This window comes from Paenibacillus sp. GCM10023250 (assembly GCF_042653205.1).
In the GTDB taxonomy this organism is placed as follows: domain Bacteria; phylum Bacillota; class Bacilli; order Paenibacillales; family Paenibacillaceae; genus Paenibacillus_Z.
The window spans coordinates 21092-43374 of the sequence record NZ_JBHSHY010000003.1 but is presented as its reverse complement, the minus strand read 5'-3'; the positions used below and the strand labels follow the sequence as shown (position 1 = coordinate 43374).

Sequence of the window (22283 nt, the reverse complement as noted above, 5' to 3'; positions counted from 1 at the left end):
GGAATGATGTCCGTTCTCATCATGCTGCTGCGCAAGATGGCCCGCAACTATTGGCTCGTCCTCTGCTTGTTCGGCGGCATGCTCTTGTGCATCGCGCTGACGTCGAGCATGCCGATCTACAAAAACGCCGTGCTGCATCATATGCTCGTGCTGGACCTGGAACGGAGCTACGAACGGACCGGGGATCACCCGGGCATGATCGCCGCGCAGTTCACCATGCAGACCGACGACCCGAAGGCGCAGGCGAACGTGCTGAAGCGGTTCGACGCGTATTGGTCCGCGCAGATCGCCGGCAGCTCGCTGCTCCACGTTGCGCAGAATCAGAAGCTGGTCGAGACGGTTCGGTTCGGGCTCACGCCGGCCGATTCCGCGCGCGTCGACCCGAACGTGAAGCGCAGCGCCAAGCTGGCCATGCGCTCCGGCATCGAAGACCATGTCCGGCTGATCGACGGCCGGCTGCCTTCGGCGGCGATGGCGAATGGCGTCTACGAGGTCATGGTCACGGACGGCGCGCTCGGACAGCTCGGCATGCTGCTCGGACAGGAATACGCGATCAAGGATCCGAAGGTGAAGCAAGCGATCCGCATCAAGCCGGTCGCCGTCATCGCGGAGCGGGACTTGAACGATCCGTTCTGGGGCATGCAGGATTTGAAGAACGACCGGAACACGCTCTTCCTGCCGGACACGCTGTTCGAACGGGATTTCGTCGCGGAGCGCCCGATCGTCATCGGCAAGCTCGGCGGGACGGCGATTGGGGATTATACGCGGTTCGACCTCGATACGGCCGCCTACGTCCTGCGGCTGAAGACGGATCTGGCGGCGGACATGCTGGGGTCATACAACTATTCGGTCAGCTCCTCCGTCTCGGTGCCGGGCAGCGAGCCGATGGCGGCCTACGGCGAACGGGAGAAGACGCTGCGCGCGCTGCTCTGGTCGCTTAACGTGCCGCTGTTCATGCTCATCGCGTTTTATTTCTTCATGGTGACGGGCATGCTCGTCGAGCGCCAGCAGGCGGAGATCGCCGTGCTTCGCAGCCGGGGCGCGTCGCGATTCCATCTCGTCCTGATGTACGCGGCCGAATTCGGGCTGCTGGCCTTGGCGGCCTTCGCCATCGGTCCGTGGCTCGGCGTCGCCTTCACGCGCGTCCTCGGGTCGACGAGCACGTTCCTGAGCTTCGTCGGCCGCGGCTCGATGGAGGCGGACATGAATGCCGAGAGCTGGCTATACGCGGCGGGCGCGGTGCTCGCCGCCTGGCTGCTCAGCCTGATTCCGGTCTTCGTCGCCACGAAGCAGTCGATCGTCGACCAGAAGCGGGCGAAGGCGCGCGAAGGGAAACGCCCCGTCTGGCAGCTCTTCGCCCTCGACCTCGTGCTGATCGCCGTGGCGCTGTACGGCCATTACGCGTTCCGCCAGCGGATGTCGGATCTCGTCAAGCTGGGGCTCGACGGGAAGTCGCTGTCCGCCGATCCGCTGCTCTACACGATCCCGACGATGTTCATTCTCGGCTTCGGCCTGCTCATGATCCGGCTGTATCCGCTGTTCGTGGCGCTCGTCTACCGGATGGGCCGCAGGCTGTGGGCGCCGCAATATTACACGGCGCTGCTGCTGGTCATCCGCCGCAACCGCATCTACCACGGACTCATGCTGTTCCTGATTCTGACCGTCGGCACGGGCATCTACAATGCCAATACGGCACGCACGCTGAACGTGAACATGGAAGACCAGATCCGGTACGCCGCCGGCAGCGACATCGTGCTTCGCCAGCATTGGGAGAACGATGCGCCGCCGGCCGCCTCGCCGGTGACGCAGGCGGCCCAGCCGGCACAGCCGCCGCCGCCGGACATGATCCACTACCTGGAGCCGCCGTTCGAGCTGATCGAATCGCTGCCGGGCGTCGATACGGCCGCGAAGGTATTTACGAAGGATGACGGGGAAGCCTGGCTGGGCACGAAGAGCGGCAAGGTCAAGCTGGTGGGCATCGATACGGACGCCTTCGGCCGCGCCGCATGGATGAAGGACGGCCTGACGCCGTATCCGTTCTACGACTACCTGAATTTGATCGCCTCCGACACGCATGCGGTGCTGCTCTCTCAGACCGCGGCTGATTATTACGGCGCCCGAGCGGGCGACACGCTGGACGTCGGCTGGGAAGGGATTCGCCCGACGCGCCTCGTCGTATACGGCATCATCCCGTATTTTCCGGCCTTCAACCCGAATCCCGCCGCCGGGTCTCAGGCGGATGGCGGTCAGCCGCGGAATCCGATGCTGATCGTCGGCCACCTGGACACGATCCAGAACGAGCTCGCCCTGGAGCCGTACGACGTCTGGCTGAAGCTGAAGCCCGGCGCGGACCGGCAGGCGCTGCTTGACGAGATGGGCAAGCGCCGGATTCAGCTCGAGAAGTTCGAGGATACGATCGGCAGCATATCCGAGAGCCGCATGGACCCGTTCCGGATGGCGATCAACGGCGTCATGACGCTGGGATTCATCATCTCGCTCGCGGTCAGCTTCCTCGGCTTCATGCTCTTCTGGCTGCTGTCGCTCCAGGGACGCATGCTGCAATTCGGGATCTACCGCGCGATGGGCGTCTCCTTCCGGCAGCTTCTCGGCATGATGACGCTGGAGCAGCTGCTGACGACGGGGGCGGGCTTCTTCATCGGCATCGCGACCGGATTCGCCGCCGGGCGAATCTACGTGCCGTTGTTCCAGCTCTCGTTCGATCCCGGCCGGATCGTGCCGCCGTTCCAAGTCGTGTCCGACCGCGCGGACGTCTTCCGGCTCGGCGTCTCGACCTGTATCATGCTGGCCGCCGCGCTCGTCATTCTGACCTGGCTGCTGAAGCGGATGAAGATTCACCAAGCGGTCAAGCTCGGGGAGGATTAGCTATTGATTACATGCGAAAATCTGGTTAAAATCTATAAAACTGCCGAAGTCGAGGTCGTAGCGCTGCAAGGATTGAACCTGCAGGTGAACCAAGGCGAGATGATCGCGGTCATCGGCAATTCGGGCAGCGGCAAGTCTACCCTGCTGAATATGCTGGGCGGTCTGGACCGCCCTTCGGCAGGCCGATTGACGATCGCCGGCAAGGATATGCTGAAGCTGACCGACCCGGAGCTGAACGTCTATAAACGCGAAACGGTCGGGTTTATTTGGCAAAATAAAGCGAGGAATCTCGTACCCTACTTGACCGCGCGGGAGAATGTCGAGATTCCGATGCTCCTGCATGACCGGAAGCAGAGACGGCTTCGCGCGGCCGAACTGCTCGAAGCGGTCGGACTCGGCTCGCGAACCGGCCACAAGCTTCGGCAGCTCTCGGGCGGCGAACAGCAGCGCGTGGCCATCGCCATCGCGCTGGCCAACCGGCCGAAGCTGCTGCTCGCCGACGAGCCGACGGGCGCGCTCGATACGCGGACGTCGGACCAGATCATGGCGCTGCTCCGCAGGCTGAACGCCGAGCTGGGCTTGACCATCGTCATCGTGACGCATGATCTGGAGCTGGCCAAGCAGGTGCAGCGCGTCGTGCTCATCCGGGACGGCCGGACGTCCTCGGAGATGATCCGGCGAACGGAGGAGCGCGAGCCGGAGGGCGCGCCGGGCGAAGAGACGGAGCTCGATACCCATATCGAATATGCCGTCATGGATCGTTCCGGCAGGATTCAAGTGCCCGAGCGCTACTTGGAAGCCGTAGGCGCCAAGGACGCGGACAAAGTCTTGCTGCGGCTGGAGGCGGATCATATCGTTTTGCGGCCGATCGCGCCGGCGGGCAAATCGGGGGGCTGAGCGAACGAAGCGGCGCTTTAGACGACAAATATAAAGAGAAACGGATGGGACAGCATGAGAGGAAAAGTAAGAATGCAAGAAATCGCCGACTTAGCGGGCGTGTCCAAGTTCGCCGTTTCTCGCGCCTTATCCGGAAAGAGCGGCGTGAGCGCGCAAACGCGGGAGAAAATATTGCGCGTCGCCGGCCAGCTCGGGTACTTCAAGAACAACGATCCGCAGCAGCGCTTCACGGGCGAGCTGCAAGCGGTCGAGGGGGTCAAGTGGGGCGGCACGATCGTGGTCATGTTTCCGAACCTGCGGTACCAGAACAGGGAACATATTTATTGGGGGCCGGTATTCGAGGGCGTGTCCTCGCGCCTTCGCCAGCGCGGGCTCGACATCATCACCATAACGGAGCCATCCGACGATCACGTGTTCAAGCTGCTGAACCCGGAGGCGATTCAGGGCATTATCACGATCGGGACCGTCACGACGCAAATGCTGCTCAAAATCAAGCAAATGGACATCCCGGTCGTCATGGTCGACCACAGCGATCCCGTCTTTGCGTGCGATACGATCTTCACGGATAATTACAACAGCATGCAGCAGATGATGATGAAGCTGATCAGCAAAGGGTACCGCAAGTTTCAATTTGTCGGGAACATTAAGGATGCCCAAAGCTATTTCGAGCGGTGGCTCGCGTTCCGTTCCGTACTGGAGAGCTGCGGGATCGAATTGCGCCAGGACCCTATGCTGATCGGCCCCGAAGCGCAGGATATCTATCTGCTCTTCAAGCAATTCCGGCCCGTCGATCTGCCGGAGGTGTACGTATGCGCGCATGACGACAACGCGAAGTTCATGATCGATCAGCTCACCCATCTAGGCATCGAAGTGCCCGCGCGCTGCGCGGTAACCGGCTTCGACAACACCTGCCATTCCCATCCGATTCTCGCGACGGTGAACGTGAACAAGGAGCTGCTCGGCATGCGCGCCGTGGATCAGATGTTATGGCGCATTCAGAACCCGGGAACCGCGCATGAGAAAAAACTGATTTATGCGGACGTTATTTTGCGCGAGAACTACGCCTACCCGCTGAGCGGAGAAGCCGAGCGGGAAGAAGCGGACGCAGAAGCGCAATAGCTTGCTGCGGCTTCCTAAATTTTTGCTTAATTTTTGTTATCGTTACGTCCTGTTTGCTTTTGTTAGGCTGCACCCGCATGTCCGAACCGTTCGTCGCACACATCGACTTTCACTTCTGCCGGCCATGAGGCTGGCCATCCTGCCGCCTATACGGCCCATGAACGCGCCGCATTGACGCTCCGCAAGACGACGCATTGCCCTGCACAACGACCGCAACTCGCCAATCCTAGGCCCAATGAAGAATGCTCTAGCTCGATCCGACACGGATGCTTCCGGAAGTCTCCGCCTTTCTGTATAGTTTGTAGACGCTGCAAACGAATTCGATGAGAGGCAGAGGCTTCTTTTGTGCGCGGCGGCTATGGAATGACGCTAATAAAATAACGGAACAAAACAAAGCTGCGCCAAAGACGCCAAAATGTTGTGAATCTTGCAAAAATTCAATTGACTGAATTTGGGTTACGATGCTATTATTTACATGCAAGTCGTCAAACACTCCGCAAACCGGTGGTGATGGGGGCACGCTCAATTAGAAATGAAAACGGTTACGAAGAAGAGGGACTGAAAAGCCATCTCGGAAACCGGTAGACCTTGCCGGAGCAAACCAGTATTGCTCATTTAAAAAGCGGGAGGTTGTTTTTGCACATGAAAAATTTGAAAGCACTTACAATTTTGCTTTCGGCCACAATGCTGACGTTAACGGCGTGCGGGGGCGGCAGCGGCAGCGGGAATTCGGGAGGCAATCAGCCTGCCAACGGCGCTGCAGCGGACAACGGCGCAGCAGCAAACGGCAACGCGGCAGCGAACGGGAACGGCGCGGCCGGCAATAACGCGGCGGCGGGGAACGAGGACGAGCCCGCTCCGATCGATCTCGGCGGACGCGAGATCCACATCTCCGCCTGGTGGGACGGCATGCCGAAGGGCGATACGGCCGATTCCAAGAAAGCGCTCGATAAACTGCATGAAGTCGAGAAAAAGTACAACGTCAAAATCGTATACGATAACATCCCCTTCGATAAATACATGGATAAGTTCACGACGGCCGCGCTCTCCGGAACGCCCATGGCCGACATCTCCATCCTAGAGTTCAAGCGCGCGCTTGCTCCGATCAAACAAGGCTTGATCCTCCCGCTCAGCGAATACACCCAAGGCACCAGCGATATCAATAACGAACAAGAACATACGATCAAGTTGCCCCAGCTGCTCGGCGACGAATACTTCTTCGGCGGCAAAGGCGTATCGACCGTAGGCATGTTCTACAACCGCGATCTGTTCAAGAAGCTCGGCCTGCCGGATCCGCAAGACCTGTACGCGGGCGGTCAATGGAACTGGGATAAATTCCTTGAAGTCGCGAAGCAAGCCACAACCGATACAAACAATGACGGTAAGCCCGATACTTGGGGATTCGCGAACTCGGCGCCAAACGCAGCACGCGATTTCGGCGTCACGAACGGCGCGCTGTTCGTCAACGACGATCTGACCATCGGGTTCACGGATCCGAAAATGATCGAAACGCTGGAATTCATCAACCGGCTGTACAACAAAGAAAACGTCGTCAAATTGAAAAAAGGCGATAAAAACAGCTGGGAAGAAATTAACACGTTTAAAGACGGCGATGTTGCGATGTCCAACAACTTCGACTGGAACGTCGGCGGTCTGCCGTTCGAAATCGGCGTCGTGCCAAACCCGCAAGGTCCGAGCGGCGACGGCAAGTTCACCTACGCGAACACCGCCCAGAACGGCTGGGTCATTCCGAAGGGCGTCAAAGAGCCGGAAATGGTGTACCACATCTATGAAGAGCTCCAAGACATTCCTTCGACTGAAGAATATCTCGGTCAAAACGGCTTGGAAGCCCTCTTCAAAAACCAACAGGACATCGATATGACGCTTCAGCACATCAACGGTACAGGCCGCATTTCGCTTGAAGAAGGTATTGCCGACTACCCGTATTACGCGGTCATGGACGACATCATCAAGAAGAACCAATCCGTTACCGCCACGGTGAAGAAGTACGAAGCGCCCGCGCAAGCCGCGCTCGATAAATTGAAATAAAACAGTGACGCTTGCCGGTGGTGTAGGGAGGGGAGGCCGGACGTGCCGGTACAACCCTCCTTTTCCATGCGGAGCGTGCCGAACGGCCGGCGATCGGCGTGGATAATAACGATTAACCCTTTAGATGACGGGTTAGGCGAGCCTATAGCCTTGTACGTTCCAAGAGGACGATGGTACGCGAGTGCGCTTTCGTCAGCGGGATGCGAGATCCGCCGATCAAGCCGCCGCTAGGGAGGGCTGATAGTGAGAAGGAGAACACGGCTTAAGACATGGGGAATGACGTCGGCATGCGCGGTCATCGCGATCGTCTTGCTCGTCGTCTGGACCCGCTCGGGGCAGGACGGCACGGCGGCCGCGGGAAGCCAATCGGCGTTCGCCGAAGCCGCCCGGACGCCGACGCAGGATGGCCGCGGCGATTATGCGGACTATCTGGCGGCGCACGCGAACGCCGCCTTCGCCGACCGGGAGATTGTCCTGGATGCCGCGAGCTACGCCGAGACGGAGGGCGAAGGCTTCGAGAAGCTGGACGATTACGAAGGCCAGCCCGGCTCGTCGCTTAAGACCGGCGAGCAGGGCAGCGTATCCTGGGAGATCGAGGTGGCGCAAGCGGGCTTCTATAACATCGCGCTGCAATATTACCCGATCGCGGGCAAGAGCTCGAGCATCGAGCGGGCGCTGCGCATCGACGGCGCCGTTCCGTTCACGGAAGCGTCCTACCTGCAATTCGCCCGCGTGTGGGACAACGAGCTGGATCAGGTGAAGCAGGACAATCTGGGCAACGACCTGCGCCCGGAGCAGATCGAGAAGCCGGACTGGCGCGAAGCGCTGCTCGCGGATTCCGACGGCTACTACGCCGATCCGTTCCAATTCTACTTGAGCAACGGCCGCCACACGCTCACGCTGGTCTCGCAGCGGGAGCCGATGGTCATTCATACGCTGAAGCTGTACCAGCAGCGGCAGCCCGAAGCGTACGAAGCCGCGCTCAAGCAGTACGAGCAGGACGGCCTGAAGGCGGCCGGCGGCCAGCTGATTACCGTCCAAGCCGAGGCGGCCGTCGCGAAGTCGTCGCCGACGCTGTATCCGCAGACGGAGCGTGCCACCTCCTCCGTTACGCCGTACAGCCCGAAGCTCATCCGGGTCAATACGATTGGCGGCTATAACTGGCGTCTGCCGGGACAGTGGATCGAATGGGAAGTCGACGTACCGGAAACGGGACTCTATAAGATCGCCATGAAATCCAAGCAGGAATTCGTTCGCGGCTTGTACGCGACGCGCCGCCTGCTCATTAACGGCGAGGTTCCGTTCCAGGAAGCCGAACGGCTCCCGTTCCGCTACAAGAACGGATACCGCATCGACGTCTTGGGCGGCGGCGAGCCGTACCTGTTCAAGCTAGAGAAAGGCAAGAACGTCATCCGCCTGGAAAATACGCTCGGCGAATTCGCTCCGCTCATCCGCGAAGTGAAAGAGAGCCTGTACGCGCTCAATGACATGTATCGCAAAATCATCATGATTACCGGCGCGTCGCCGGATAAATTCCGGGATTACCGCTTGGACAAGCAAGTGCCGCAGATGCTGGAGACGTTCCAATCCGAGAGCGACCGGCTTACCGCCGTCAGCGCCGAGCTGGAGCGGCTGTCGGGCGGAAGCGGCGATTCCGAAGCGCTTCTGAAGACGATGGCGCTGCAGCTGAAGGAAATGGTGAAGGAGCCCGATACGATTCCGCGCCGCCTCGCCGCGTTCAAGGGCAACGCCGGCGGTCTCGGCACCTGGCTGCAGGAGGCGATCGAGATGCCGCTCCAGCTCGACGAGCTGTACATCGCGCCGCCGGACCGAAAATTCCCTTCGTCCGGAGAGGGCTTCTTCTCCAAGCTGAAGCACGAGCTGACGACGTTCGCGTATTCCTTCGTGATCGATTACAACCAGATCGGCAACGGCACGGACGAGAAGCACCGGAAATCGATCACCGTCTGGGTCGGCAGCGGCCGCGACCAGGCGAACACGCTGAAGGCGATGATCGACGAGACGTTCACGCCGCAGACGGGCATCAACGTGAATTTGAAGCTCGTGCAAATGAACACTCTGCTCCCGGCAACCTTGGCGGGCCGCGGCCCGGACGTCGCGATGCAGATCAGCAACGACATCCCGGTCAACTACGCGATGCGCGGCGCGGCGGCCGACTTGACGCAATTCTCCGATTATCCGGACGTGGCGAAGCGGTTTCGCGACAGCGCGCTCGTGCCGTACACGTACGAGAAGGGCGTCTACGCGCTGCCGGAGACCCAAACCTTCAACATGCTGTTCTACCGCAAGGACGTGCTGGCGGAGCTGGGCCTGGACGTGCCGCAGACATGGGACGACGTCTATAAGCTGCTCACCGTCCTAAGCAAGAACCGGATGCAGTTCGGCATGCCGATCACGGTTCCGCAGACAGCGGTGCCGGTGCCCGGCCAGAACATCCCGCCGAACTCGATATACGGCTCGCTGCTCATGCAGAACGGCGGCCAATTCTACCGGGACGGCGGCACGGAATCCGACTTGGACTCGAAGATCGGCGTCGAAACGTTCAAGGCGTGGACGGACCTGTACAGCGACTACAAGCTGGAACGCGAATTCGACTTCGCGAACCGGTTCCGCACCGGCGAGATGCCGATCGGAATCGTCGATTACACCACGTACAACCAGCTGACCGTATTCGCCCCGGAGATCCGCGGCATGTGGGGATTCGCGCCGATCCCGGGCACCAAGCAGCCGGACGGCACCATCCGCAGGGATACGCCGAGCACGGGCAACGGCACGCTCATGCTGAGCGGCGCGAAGGACAAGGACGCGTCCTGGGCATTCATGAAATGGTGGACCAGCGAGAAGACCCAGACGGATTTCGGCCGGGAGATGGAAGCGCTGATGGGAGCATCCGCGCGGTATCCGACGGCGAACATCGCCGCGCTCGACAGCTTGCCGTGGCCGGTGTCCGATTACGAGAATCTCCAAGCGCAGTTCGCGTACGTCAGAGGCGTGCCCGAGGTGCCGGGCGGCTACTTTACCGGGCGGCATCTGCAGAACGCGTTCCTGAAAGTGGTCGTCGAGCAAAACACGGAAGCGCGCGAAGCGATCCTGGATTACGCCCAGTACATTCAAGACGAGATCAAAGCGAAGCGCAAAGAATTCGGCCTGCCGGAATAAGGAGGGATCCGCGTGTCAACGATCGGTACACCGAGTCAGCCTTCCGTGACTACAGCCGCCGGGAAGCCGGCCGTGAAGACGACAAGCCGGCGGGCGGTCATGTGGAAGGAAATCAAGGCGCATAAGCATTCCTATATTCTGATGTCGCCTTACATGCTGCTGTTTGTCGTCTTCACGGTGCTGCCCGTGATCATGTCCGTCGTCATCAGCTTCACGTACTTCAATATGCTCGAATTTCCGCGCTTCATCGGATGGCAGAACTACGCCCGCCTGTTCCTGGAGGACGACGTGTTCCTGATCGCGATCAAGAACACGATCCTCTTCGCGGTCATTACCGGACCGCTCAGTTACTTGGCCTGCTTCGTGTTCGCCTGGATCATCAACGATCTTCGCCCGAAGCTGCGCGCGTTCATGACGCTGATCTTCTATGCGCCGTCGATCTCGGGGAACGTCTACTTCCTCTGGCAGATGATCTTCTCCGGAGACCGCTACGGCATCGCGAACGGGTTCCTGATCAAGCTGGGCGTGCTGCTCGACCCGATCCAGTGGCTGAAGACGGAGCAATACATCATGCCGATCATCATCCTCGTGCAGCTCTGGCTCAGTCTCGGAACGGGCTTCCTCGCCTTCATCGCGGGCCTCCAGACCGTGGACAAGACGCTGTACGAAGCGGGCGCGGTCGACGGTATCCGGAACCGCTGGCAGGAGCTGTGGTTCATCACGCTTCCTTCGATGAAGCCGCAGCTGATGTTCGGGGCCGTCATCCAGATCACCGCGTCCTTGGCGATCGCGGACGTGTCCATCTACCTGGCCGGCTTCCCGAGCGTCAACTACGCGGCCGAAACGATCGTCACGCACTTGATCGACTTCGGTACGATCCGGTTCGAGATGGGCTACGCATCGGCGATCGCGACCGTGCTGTTCGGCTTGATGGTCGGGACCAACCTGGCCGTGCAGCGACTTCTCAGGAGGGTGGGAGACTAGACGATGAGGTTAGCGCTTCCTATTCGCAAGAAACGGGTGAACCGTTCGTTCGCCGGCACGTTCTGGCTGTTCGTGTTTCTGGCCGCCGTCGCCGCCTTCATGGCGCTGCCGCTCGTATACGCGATCAACGCGGCGTTCAAGCCGCTCGACGAGATCTTCCTGTTCCCGCCGACGCTCTTCGTCCGGCATCCGACGCTGACCAACTTCATCGATCTGATGACGCTGCTCGGACAATCGTGGGTGCCGTTCACCCGCTACATCTTCAACACGTTCTTCATTACCGGGATGGGCGTGGTCGGACACGTGCTGCTGGCTTCGGCTGCGGCGTATCCGCTCGCGAAGCACAAATTTCCCGGATCGAAGCTCGTCTTCACCGTCGTCGTGCTCTCGCTCATGTTCACGCCCCAGGTCACGGCGATTCCGAACTATATGGTCATGTCCTGGATCGGCCTCATCGATACGTACTGGGCCGTGATCGTGCCGGCGTTCGCGTTCTCGCTGGGACTGTACCTCATGAAGCAATTCATGGAGCAGATTCCCGACGCGCTGCTCGAGTCGGCCAAGATCGACGGCGCGAGCGAATACCGGATCTTCTGGCAAATCGTCATGCCGAACGTGAAGCCGGCCTGGCTGACCTTGATCATCCTGCTCTTCCAGATGCTTTGGGGGACGGACGGCAACGGCTTCATCTACAGCGAGCAGCTGAAGACGCTTCACTACGCGTCGAACCAGATCATCTTCGGCGGCATCGCGCGCGCCGGCGTCGGCTCGGCCGTCGCGCTCATCCTGATGAGCGTGCCGATCGCCCTGTTCGTCTTCTCGCAAAGCCGCATTATCGAAACGATGACGACATCCGGCATGAAGGATTAGAGGGGGTGGAAGCGTGCACTTGAAGCGAGTATTGCTGCTGGTCGCCGTCCTGGCGCTGGCCGGTTCGATCGGCATTCCGGCCGCGTCGGCGGCAGCGCCGTACGAAGCCTACACATACGATTACTACGGCGACTCCTCGCCGCTGCCGGCCCCGTACGTGCCGGATGCCGCGATTACGGGCGCCGGCCTCGGAATCGGCGACTTCAAGGAACCGAGCGACCTGTACGTCGCGCCGGACAAGACCGCCTATATCCTGGACAGCGGCAACGCGCGGATCGTCGTGCTGGGTCCGGACCTGCGCGTAAGCCGCGTCATCCGGACGTTCATGAACGACGGCAAGGAGGACGGCTTCGCGGCGCCGCAAGGCCTGTTCGTCTCCGACAAGAACGAGCTGTACGTGGCGGACACCGACCACGGCCGCGTCGTCGTGCTGTCGGAGCAGGGCGAGCTGATCCGCATTATCGCGAATCCGAAATCGGACATCCTGCCCGAGGGCTTCAAGTTCGTGCCCGTTAAAGTCACGGTCGACGCGGCGGACCGCGTCTTCGTCATCGCGCGCGGCGTATTCGAAGGCATCATGCAGTTCGACGACAAGAACAATTTCATGGGCTACGTCGGCACGATCAACGTGTCGCCATCCGTCTGGGACCGGCTCTGGAAGTCGTTGTCCACCAAGGCGCAGAAGGCGCAGATGCAGCTGTTCATTCCGACCGAATTCTCGAACGTCGACATCGACCGCAAAGGCTTCGTCTACGCGACCGCCATCGACATCGCGTCCGACACGCCGATCAGGCGGCTGAATCCGTCCGGCGACGACGTCCTGAAGCGGCTCGGTTACTGGCCGGTCAAGGGCGACATCCGCTTCCGGATGTTCGGCAACAATTCGGGGCCGCCGAAGTTCACCGACATCAAGGTGCTGGGCGGCGGCATGTACGTCGCGCTCGACGCCAACCGCGCGCGGCTGTTCACGTACAACGACGAGGGCGATTTGCTGTACGCCTTCGGCGGCCGGGGCAACCAGCTCGGGGTGTTCAATACGCCCGTCGCCGTCGAGCAGCTCGGAGATCAGCTCGCGGTGCTGGACAGCGGCAAAAAAAACATCGTCCTCTTCCGCCCGACGAGATTCGGCACCCTGGTCCGGGAGGCCACGACGGAGCACTACAACGGCAACGACGATGCCGCCGTCAAGCTATGGAGCGACGTGCTTCGCTTGAACACGAATTATGAAATCGCTTACCTCGGCATCGGCAAGTCGCTCCTGATGCAGAAGGACAACGAGAAGGCGATGGAATATTTCAAGCTGGGCATGAGCCGCAAAAACTTCTCGGTCGCGTACAAGCGCTATCGCCGGGAAGTGCTGAAGGAACACTTCGGCACGGTCATGACCGTCGCGCTTGCCCTCGTCGTGGCGTTCATCGCGTATCGCGTGGCAAGGCGAGTCATCCGAAGGAGGGCCGTGAACCATGAAGCAGGACTTTCTTAAATTTCCGCTCCATCTGATCGTGCGTCCGTTCGACGGATTCTGGGACATGAAGTACGAGGGCAAGGGCAAATTGAAAGTCGCGCTGCTGATTCTGCTCGCGCTCATCCTGACCACGATTCTGCAGAAGCAATTCGCCGGCTTCCTCGTCAACCGGGTCGATCCGCGCACGCTGAACAGCCTGGACGATCTTCAGTTCACGATTCTGCCCTTCTTGTTATTCTGCATCGCGAACTGGTCGATCACGACGCTCATGGAAGGGGAAGGGAAGTTCAAGGAGATCGTGATGGCAACGGGGTACGCGCTGCTGCCGATCGTGCTCATCAACCTGCCGATGACGTTCATCAGCCGGTTCATGACGCAGGAGGAGACGGCGTTCTACTATCTCCTGAACAGCATCTCCGCCATCTGGTTCGTCGTGCTGCTCTTCGTGGGGATTATGACCGTTCACCAATACACGCCGGCCAAGACGGTGCTGACGATGGCGCTGACCGTCATCGCCATGGGGTTCGTCGTCTTCATCGCCACGCTGGCGTTCAGTCTCGGTTCGCAGATCTACTGGTTCATTTATGACGTGTACCGCGAACTCATCTTCCGGACCTAAAGGAGGCCGCACCCATGAACAGACGAACGAAATGGTATGCGGCGTTGGCCGGTATCGGAATTGTCGGGATCGGGGCACTCGGCTATGGCTTGTATACGCAAGGCGCGCCGTCCGCCGACATCGCCGCTTACGCGCAAGCGGATATAAAGCCCGCCGCGGCGGGCGAGCTGGCGTATCTGACCGACAGCGGCAGCGCCGTTCCGGGCATGAAGCTCGTCGCGAGGACGGACGCGCTCGCGCTCTACATGAATCCGGACACGACGGAGATCGCCGTCCTCAACCGGGCGAGCGGCAAGGCATGGCACAGCAATCCGGGGGATATCGCCTCGGATGCCAAGGCATCGCCGTTCGAGAAGGACCGCTTGGCCGCGCAAGTAACGGTCAACTACCGCGACGCGATCGGAACGCTCGGCGTGATCACCAATTTTACGGACAGCATCCAGCGGAAGCAGTTCAAGGCGGAAGGGATCGAGAACGGCGTCCGAATCACGTATACGATCGGGGATACGTCGCTCGGAATCGACGCGCTGCCGAAGCGGATCAGCAAGCAGCGGTTGGAGGAGAAGGTGCTGGGCAAGCTGGACAAGAAGACGGCCGATTACGTCGCGAACCGGTATTATCCGCTGGACGACAATCCGGACGTGCTCGAGCGGCTGGATGCGGAAGTGTCGCGCGCGCTCGTGCTGAAGCGGATGCTCGACGCCTTCGCCAAAGCCGGGTACACGGCCGAGGATCTGCAGGCGGACAACGACGAGAACGGCGCGTCCGGCGGCAGCGCGTCGACGAAGCCGAACTTCACGATTCCGATCGAATACAGCCTCTCCGGCGATTCGCTGCTCGTGCATGTGCCGGTGAAGGACATTCAGGAGAGCGAGGGCTATCAGATCCGTTCCGTCGAACTGCTCGACTTCTTCGGGGCGGCGGGCCAGGATGAGCAGGGCTACATGCTCGTACCCGACGGCTCCGGCAGCCTGATCCACCTGAATAACGGCAAAATCGGCGAAGAGGTCTACGTGCAGCGGGTGTACGGCGACGACGAGAACGACAATTCGAAGCGGCGCGGGCAGATTGCCGAAGCCGCGCGGCTGCCGGTGTTCGGCATGAAAGCGGGCGACGAGGCGTGGTTCGCCACGATCGAGGAGGGCGAGGGCATCGCCAGCATCAACGCGGACGTCAGCGGCCGCAAAAACGCCTACAACAGCGCCTACGCCAGCTTCGCCATTCGCGGCGAAGACGAGCTCGAGCTGTACAAAGGCAATAAAGTGGACGAATTCCAGCTGCTGACGGACGATCGCTTCGCGGGCGACATCCTGCTCCGGTATAACTTCCTATCGGGCGATGAGGCATCGTACTCGGGCATGGCGGCGCTGTATCGGAACAATCTGGTGAAGGCAGGCGTGCTGCAGCCGCTGAAGCCGCAGGCGCAGCTGCCGTTCTACGTCGATCTGCTCGGCGCGGTGGACCGGCGCAAATCGTTCCTCGGCGTGCCTTACAAAGGTCTGATGACGATGACGACGATCGAGCAAGCGAGCCGAATCGCCAAGGACATCAAGGACGCCGGCGTGTCCAACGTGCAGATGCGCTACGTCGGCTGGTTCAACGAAGGGATCGACCACAAAGTTCCGGAGACCGTCAAGCTCGACGGCCAGCTGGGAAGCAAATCGGACCTGTCCAAGCTGGCGGCCCAGCTGAAGGACATGGGCGGCAACCTGTATCCCGACGTCGCATTCCAGCACGTGCTGCGCGAGAACCGCGCCTTCAAGCCGGCTTCGGATGCGGCCCGCTTCGTCACGCGGGAGCAGGCGCTGCTGCAGCCCTTCGACCGTGCGCTGAACGCGATGAACGCCGAATGGGGCTCCTTCTACTTATTGTCGCCGGCGAAGCTGCCGTACTTCGTGGACCGGTTCGTCGACAGCTATCGGAAGTACGGGCTGGATTCGGTCGCGCTGCGCGACATGGGCGATACGCTGACGGCCGATTATCGCGTCAATCGCGTCGTGTTCCGGGACGTCGCCAAGCATATCGTGACCGACCAGCTCGGCAAGATCGAGAAGCGCTATCCGAACGTGATGATGACTGGAGGCAATGCGTACGCCCTGCCATACGCCGACCGGCTGCTGAACGTGCCGATGGCCTCCAGCGCCTACGCCATCGAGGACGAGGACGTGCCGTTCTACGAGATGGTCGTCCACGGCTACAAGGATTATGCCGGCGCGCCGATCAATCTGGACAACGAGCAGGACCTGTCGTACCATCTGCTCCGTTCGCTGGAATACGGCGCGGCGCCGCATTTCTTCTGGTCGTACGAGTCGTCCTCCAAGCTGAAGCTGACGGCGTACGAGACGTTGTTCTCGACGCAGTACGCGGATTGGCTGCAGGGCGCGGCGGAGTTGTACGGCAAGCTGAACGGCGTGCTGGCCGGCCTGCAGGGCGAGACGATCGCGGAGCATGCGCGGCTCATGCCCGGCGTGGTCAAGGTCCGGTACAGCGGCGGCACGTCGATCTACGTGAACTATACGGATCAGCCGGTCACCGTTCAAGACGTGCGAATCGGCGCGAAAAATTTTACCGTGGATGGTGACGAACCGTGAACCTCAAACGATTGACGTTGACGCAGAAACGCGCGCTGCTCGGGATCCTGTTCATCATGCCATGGCTGCTTGGCTTCGTGTTCTTGTTCGTGACGCCGCTGTTCCAATCGCTCCGCTTCAGCTTCAGCAACATGAAGATCTCCCCGGGAGGCGGGTATTCGCTCGACTTCATCGGATGGGGCAATTTCAAGAACGCGCTGTCGATCGATCCGAATTTCAACCGCATTCTCACGCAGTCGCTGAGCGAGATGGCCTGGAACGTGCCGATGATCCTGTTCTTCAGCCTCTTTACGGCGACGCTGCTGAACACCAGGTTCGTCGGGCGGCCGTTCGCGCGCGCGATCTTCTTCCTGCCGGTCATTCTGGCCTCCGGCGCCATTGCCGCGGCTCAGACGTCCGGCCTCATTCAATTGACCGGCAGCTCGGAGATGGCGAAGGAGCTCGGACAGCAGCAGAACGGCTTCGACCCGCTGTCGCTCGCCTTCACGTTGTCCGACGCGGGCCTCCCGCTGTGGTTCATCGACTATATCATCAGCGCCGTGCAGCGGATCTACGAGATAATCAAGAGCTCCGGCGTGCAGATCCTGATCTTCCTGGCCGCGCTCCAATCGGTCCCCGCGTCCATGTACGAGGTCGCCAAGATGGAGGGCGCGACGGCGTACGAGACGTTCTGGAAGATCACGTTCCCGATGGTCAGCCCGTTAATCCTGACGAACATCATTTATACGATCATCGACTCGTTCACGAACAGCCAAGTGACGACGACGATCTACAACACGGCGTTCCAGTCGCAAAACTTCGGGCTCAGCGCCGCGATGTCCTGGATCTATACCGCGGTGATCAGCGTCATCCTCATCATCGTCGGCATTCTCGTGTCCAGGAAAGTGTTCTACTACAATTAAGCGGATAGGAGGGCGAAGGTATTGAAACTGCCCGATTTGCAAAACGAAGCCGTCGTCATACAAATGCAGAAGGCGCGCAGCAAGACGGCGGCGCTGCTGTGGCTCATGTTCCGTTACGTGCTGATCATCGGGATATCGTTCATCATTCTCTATCCGATCCTGCAGCAGCTGTCGGTCGCCTTCAAGGATAAGGCGGATATTTACAATCCGACGATCTACATGATTCCGGTGCATTTCACGATGGAGAACGTGCGGTATGCGATGGCCGTGCTGGATTACTGGCCGCTGCTGAAGAACACGCTCATCTTCGCGGCCTCGACGACGCTCCTCCAGGCGGCTTCGTGCTCGCTCGCGGGCTACGGTTTCGCCCGGTTCAACTTCCCGGGGAAAAACATCCTCTTCACGCTGGTCGTGCTGACCATCCTCATTCCGTCCAGCACGCTGATGGTCCCGATGTACATTCATTTCCGCTCGTTCGACCTGTTCGGCGTCATCCAGCTGATCACCGGCAAAGAGGGCATCAACATGCTCAACACATACGGCCCGTCGCTGATAACGGCCGCCTTCGCCAACGGCTTGAAGTCCGGCTTATTCATCTATATTTTCCGGCAGTTCTTCCGCGGCATGCCGGGCGAAATCGAAGAGGCGGCGCTCATTGACGGCGCCGGCGGCATCCGCACCTTCTTCACGATCATGCTGCCGAACGCGATTCCGCCGCTTACGACCGTCGTTCTGTTCGCGTTCGTCTGGCAGTACAACGACATCTTCTACGCCTCGCTGTTCAACAGCGCGAGCGATCTGATGTCGATCAAGGTATCCTCGCTGCCTGCCGACGTGAACCAGTACTTGCCGGGCATCATGGGCATCGGTAGCGGAACGAACGTCAAGGTGGATCCGAACCAAGTGTCCCTGATCGTCGACACGGGAATCCTGCTCGCGATATCCCCGCTCATCGCGATGTACCTCTTCGTGCAGCGCTTCTTCGTCGAGAGCGTCGAGCGTTCGGGCGTCGTCGGCTAACGGTAAGCGTAACCGCGGGTGGCCGGAAGATTCCAATTTTAGCTTAGGAGCTGATGGAAGCATGAGTTTGCGGGTGCTGACGGAAGAACAAATCGAACAGTTCATCGACAGAGGCTATGTGCAGATTAAAGGCGCCTTCCCGCGGGAAGCGGCGCAAGAGGCGCAGTCGTTCCTATGGGGCCAGCTGAAGGAGAAGGCTGGCGTCGTACGCGAGGATCCCTCGACGTGGCGGGAGCCGATGGTCAACATCCGCGAGAATTACCGCAACGCCGCTTTCGACGTCTGCAATACGGCGCTGTTCGCCGACGCCGTCGAGGATTTGACGGGCGCGGGCCGGACGCGGCAGCGCTTCGTCGCCGGCGAGACGGCGGACGACAAGCTCCCGGGCTGGGGCTGGTGGCCGGTCAATTTTTTCGTCGGCAAGGGCGAGCCTTGGGCCGTGCCGACGAACGGCTGGCATTGGGACGGCATTCATTTCCGGCACTACGTCGATTCGCCGGAGCAAGGGCTGCTCTGCCTATGCCTCTTCTCCGATATCGCGCCGCGCGGAGGCGGCACACTGGTCGTCGAGGGCTCGCATAAGGCAGTCGCGCGCCTCCTGACCCAGTTTCCGGACGGCGTCGAGCTGGGGGAAGGCATTCACGCGCTGCACGATGAGCACCCGTATTTCGCCAAGCTGACGGGACGGGACGGCGGGCGGCTGAGCGTGGAGGAGCGGAACGCTTATTTCATGGATCAGGCCCACGTCGACGAGGACGGCGCGCGGCTGCAGGTCGTGGAGACGACGGGAGAAGCCGGAGACGTCATTCTGTGCCATCCGTTCCTCGTGCACGCCGCGTCGCCGAATCACAGCGGGAAGGTCCGATTCATGTGCAACCGGACGTCGCCGCTCAAGGAGAGACTGTCGCTGCAGCGGGAAGGAGCGGACGGCTGCTCGCCGCTCGAGCGAAGCATCCGGGCGGCCGTCTATACCTAGACGAGCTCCTTGCTCGGGGCGATGGCCCGGGTTCCGGCCGTGGACGCATCGCGTGTCCGAGGCCTAGTTATCCTTTCGGAGGTGTGCCTGATGGGGAAGGAGATTCGGCTGCTGGCGGAAACGGATTATGAACAGGCGCATGCCTTTCAATGCGAGTATTTGGACAGAGAGAGCTTCGAGGAATTCGTGCGGCGGGCCCGGAGCGATCCCGGCTTGTACTTCGTAACGGTCGACGGCCGCGAAGTGGTCGGGGTGTGCTATGGCAGTCCGTCCAAGAAGCATCCGGCAGCCGTCAATTTGAACGGGATCGCGGTCAATCTGGATTCGACGAAGCATTACGCCAGAGCCGGGCTGGGCACGAGCATGCTGCGCGTATTCGAGAATGCCGTGAAGCGGAAGGGCTATCGGACAATCGGTGTCGGTTCGGCGGACGATCCCAAGGTCGAAGCGTTTTATTTGAAGAACGGCTTTGCGCCCATCGAATTGGTAGCCTTCGGCCCGAACATGGAGCAGCTGGAGCGAGTCCGCGAAGACGACTATGCAAGCGGGCTGCTGCGAAGGGAAGAACTGCGGCGTAAATTCAACCCTAGAGAAGTGATCTTCATTTTCGAAAAAAACGTAGAATGAGCTTGGCTTCGAGGGGGCTGGGAGATCGTGAAAAGATGGCGTGCCGCGCTCGTTGTCTCCATGCTTGCGTTCGCGTTCGGTTTGGCGGCGGGATGCAAGGACGATCCGCAAGGTTCGGGACATGCGCCATCCGACCGCCAGGCAGAGAGTGCCGCGCCGGCGGCGGGCGATAGTGCGGATACGGCGGGCGATACGGCGAAGAATGCAGCGAAGGATGCGGCGAAGAACGCGGAGAAGAACCCGGTCCCGGCGGCTCCCGACCCGGCGCCATCCGCGCTGCCCTCGGCCGCGCCGGACCCGAAGCTGCCGAAGCGCGACCCGGGGGCGGCGCCGCTGGACGCCTTCGAGCAGGCGAAGCGGCTCGGGAGAGGCGTCAATCTCGGCAACGCGCTCGAGGCGCCGGTAGAAGGGGCATGGGGCGTCACGTTACAGGAGAGTTACTTTAAGACGATCCGGGAAGCGGGCTTCGAAACGGTCCGCGTGCCGATCAAATGGTCGGCGCATGCGGACGCGAAGGCGCCTTACGCCATTGACGCCGCGTTCGCCGCGCGCATCGACTGGGTCGTCGGCCAGGCGCTGGAGCAGGAGCTCAACGTCGTGCTCAACGTGCACCATTACGACGAGCTCTACGTGGATCCGGCGGAGCAGGAGGCTCGTTTCCTGGCGATATGGAAGCAAATCTCGGCGCGGTACAAGGAGCTGCCCGGCAAGGTGTATCTCGAACTGCTCAATGAACCGCATGGGTCGCTGACTTGGTCCAAATGGAACCGGCTGCTGAAAAAAACGCTGGATGCGATTCGGAGCGAGGATCCGTGGCATACGGTTATCGTCGGCTCCGTCAACTATAGCAATTACGCGGATCTCCCGTCGCTCGACATTCCGGATGACGAACGCAACGCCATCGCGACGTTCCATTATTACGATCCGTTCCCCTTCACCCACCAGGGGGCGGAATGGTCGGGTCCGGAGATCGGAACCGTCGGCGTCGAGTGGCCGGGTCCCCCGGCGCGGCAGACGGATCCGGTGCCCGAGGCCAAGCAGGTGAAGTGGGTGGACGAATGGTTCCGCGATTATAATGCGAATCCGGCGGAAACGAATCCGGCCGGCCCGAATGCGATCGTGAGCGCCTTCGACAAGGTAGACGCGTGGGCCAAGGAGCATCGCCGTCCCGTCTGGCTTGGCGAATTCGGCGCGTACAGCAAAGCCGACATGCCTTCGCGCGCGCGGTGGACGGCCTTCGTACGCGGGGAAGCGGAGAAGCGCGGCTTCGGCTGGGCGTATTGGGAATTCAGCGCGGGCTTCGGCGTCTATGACCCCGCAGTTAATCAGTATCGGCAGGAATTGCTGGATGCGCTTATTCCGCCCGCCAAGGCACGGTGAGAGGGACAATGGGATAACGCAATGCTTCATTCGGAGGTGAATACGATGAACGCGATGAACGCGATGAACGCGATGAACGCGCGAGTTCCCGTGCTGATCATCATCGGACCTGTCGGCATCGGCAAGTCGAGCGCGGCAGACGCCGTATCGGAAATACTGGAATACGACCATGCCGTTCCGCATGCGGTGGTCGACCTCGATCATGTCAGGCGCGGGTATCCTCCGCCCGAGGAGGATCCGTTCAACATGGCGCTTGGCTTCAGCAATCTGGCTGCCATCTGGCCCAACTATCGCCGGGCGGGAGCCGCGTGCCTGATTATTCCGAGCGTCATGGAGAGCCGTGACGACCTGGACCGGGTGCGGCAATCGGTGCCCGGTGCCGATCTCTTCCTGGTTCGGCTGACGGCATCGCTTGACGTCAACCATGCCCGGATTCGCGGCAGGGAGAAGACCGTCGAATCACTGAATTGGCATCTAAATCGTTCGGCCCAGCTCGCCGAGGAGCTCGCCGCGAAGCAGCTGGAGGATGCCGTCATCGACACGGAGAACAAGACGCCGTCCGATATCGCCCGGGAAATAATCCGCCTTTGGGGTATCGTGGAATGGCATGGATCGACGGTCGATGGCTCCTCATCGCCGTAAGCGAGTTGTATTAATCTAGGCGGCCTCGTCACGCGGTGAGGACGCCATCGTGCACTGCAGCGCCAAGGCAGTCGTCGCT

16 protein-coding genes are annotated in these 22283 nt (G+C 60.7%); all 16 read left to right on the top strand.

Annotated elements, in window-relative coordinates:
• The first annotated feature begins 3 nt into the window (after positions 1-3).
• A complete protein-coding gene (locus ACFPB1_RS04780) occupies positions 4-2883 on the top strand; it encodes an ABC transporter permease (RefSeq protein WP_379222454.1) in 2880 nt (959 codons plus the stop codon).
• 3 nt (positions 2884-2886) lie between these two features.
• A complete protein-coding gene (locus ACFPB1_RS04775; RefSeq protein WP_379222452.1) occupies positions 2887-3780 on the top strand; it encodes an ATP-binding cassette domain-containing protein in 894 nt (297 codons plus the stop codon).
• Between the two features lie 54 nt (positions 3781-3834).
• Positions 3835-4899 (top strand): LacI family DNA-binding transcriptional regulator, encoded by a 1065-nt coding sequence (locus tag ACFPB1_RS04770; protein ID WP_379222450.1) that lies wholly within the window; start codon positions 3835-3837, stop codon positions 4897-4899.
• 642 nt (positions 4900-5541) lie between these two features.
• Complete coding sequence (locus ACFPB1_RS04765; protein WP_379222447.1) at positions 5542-6948, top strand: ABC transporter substrate-binding protein; 1407 nt, start codon at positions 5542-5544, stop codon at positions 6946-6948.
• Between the two features lie 243 nt (positions 6949-7191).
• Entirely contained in the window at positions 7192-10128 is a 2937-nt protein-coding gene (locus ACFPB1_RS04760) for an extracellular solute-binding protein (protein ID WP_417623212.1), read from the top strand.
• A 99-nt stretch (positions 10129-10227) separates the two neighbouring features.
• Positions 10228-11112 (top strand): carbohydrate ABC transporter permease, encoded by an 885-nt coding sequence (locus tag ACFPB1_RS04755; RefSeq protein WP_379222799.1) that lies wholly within the window; start codon positions 10228-10230, stop codon positions 11110-11112.
• A 3-nt stretch (positions 11113-11115) separates the two neighbouring features.
• Complete coding sequence (locus ACFPB1_RS04750; RefSeq protein WP_379222445.1) at positions 11116-11982, top strand: carbohydrate ABC transporter permease; 867 nt, start codon at positions 11116-11118, stop codon at positions 11980-11982.
• A 13-nt stretch (positions 11983-11995) separates the two neighbouring features.
• Entirely contained in the window at positions 11996-13465 is a 1470-nt protein-coding gene (locus tag ACFPB1_RS04745) for a gluconolactonase (RefSeq protein ID WP_379222443.1), read from the top strand.
• Entirely contained in the window at positions 13446-14066 is a 621-nt protein-coding gene (locus ACFPB1_RS04740; RefSeq protein ID WP_379222441.1) for a Yip1 family protein, read from the top strand. The genes ACFPB1_RS04745 and ACFPB1_RS04740 overlap by 20 nt, the downstream gene beginning before the upstream one ends.
• 14 nt (positions 14067-14080) lie before the next feature.
• Positions 14081-16657: a DUF5696 domain-containing protein gene (locus tag ACFPB1_RS04735; RefSeq protein ID WP_379222439.1), complete on the top strand. Its 2577-nt coding sequence runs from the start codon at positions 14081-14083 to the stop codon at positions 16655-16657.
• 56 nt (positions 16658-16713) lie between these two features.
• Complete coding sequence (locus tag ACFPB1_RS04730; protein ID WP_379222797.1) at positions 16714-17559, top strand: carbohydrate ABC transporter permease; 846 nt, start codon at positions 16714-16716, stop codon at positions 17557-17559.
• 63 nt (positions 17560-17622) lie between these two features.
• Entirely contained in the window at positions 17623-18579 is a 957-nt protein-coding gene (locus ACFPB1_RS04725; RefSeq protein ID WP_379222795.1) for a carbohydrate ABC transporter permease, read from the top strand.
• 61 nt (positions 18580-18640) lie between these two features.
• Positions 18641-19555, top strand: a complete 915-nt coding sequence (locus ACFPB1_RS04720) for a phytanoyl-CoA dioxygenase family protein (protein WP_379222437.1) — start codon at positions 18641-18643, stop codon at positions 19553-19555.
• A 90-nt stretch (positions 19556-19645) separates the two neighbouring features.
• Positions 19646-20182 carry a GNAT family N-acetyltransferase gene (locus tag ACFPB1_RS04715; protein WP_379222434.1) on the top strand — a complete coding sequence of 179 codons (537 nt, stop codon included), beginning with the start codon at positions 19646-19648 and terminating at the stop codon, positions 20180-20182.
• A gap of 27 nt (positions 20183-20209) precedes the next feature.
• Positions 20210-21562: a glycoside hydrolase family 5 protein gene (locus ACFPB1_RS04710; protein ID WP_379222432.1), complete on the top strand. Its 1353-nt coding sequence runs from the start codon at positions 20210-20212 to the stop codon at positions 21560-21562.
• Between the two features lie 45 nt (positions 21563-21607).
• Positions 21608-22204, top strand: a complete 597-nt coding sequence (locus ACFPB1_RS04705) for a hypothetical protein (RefSeq protein ID WP_379222430.1) — start codon at positions 21608-21610, stop codon at positions 22202-22204.
• The last annotated feature ends 79 nt before the right edge of the window (positions 22205-22283 follow it).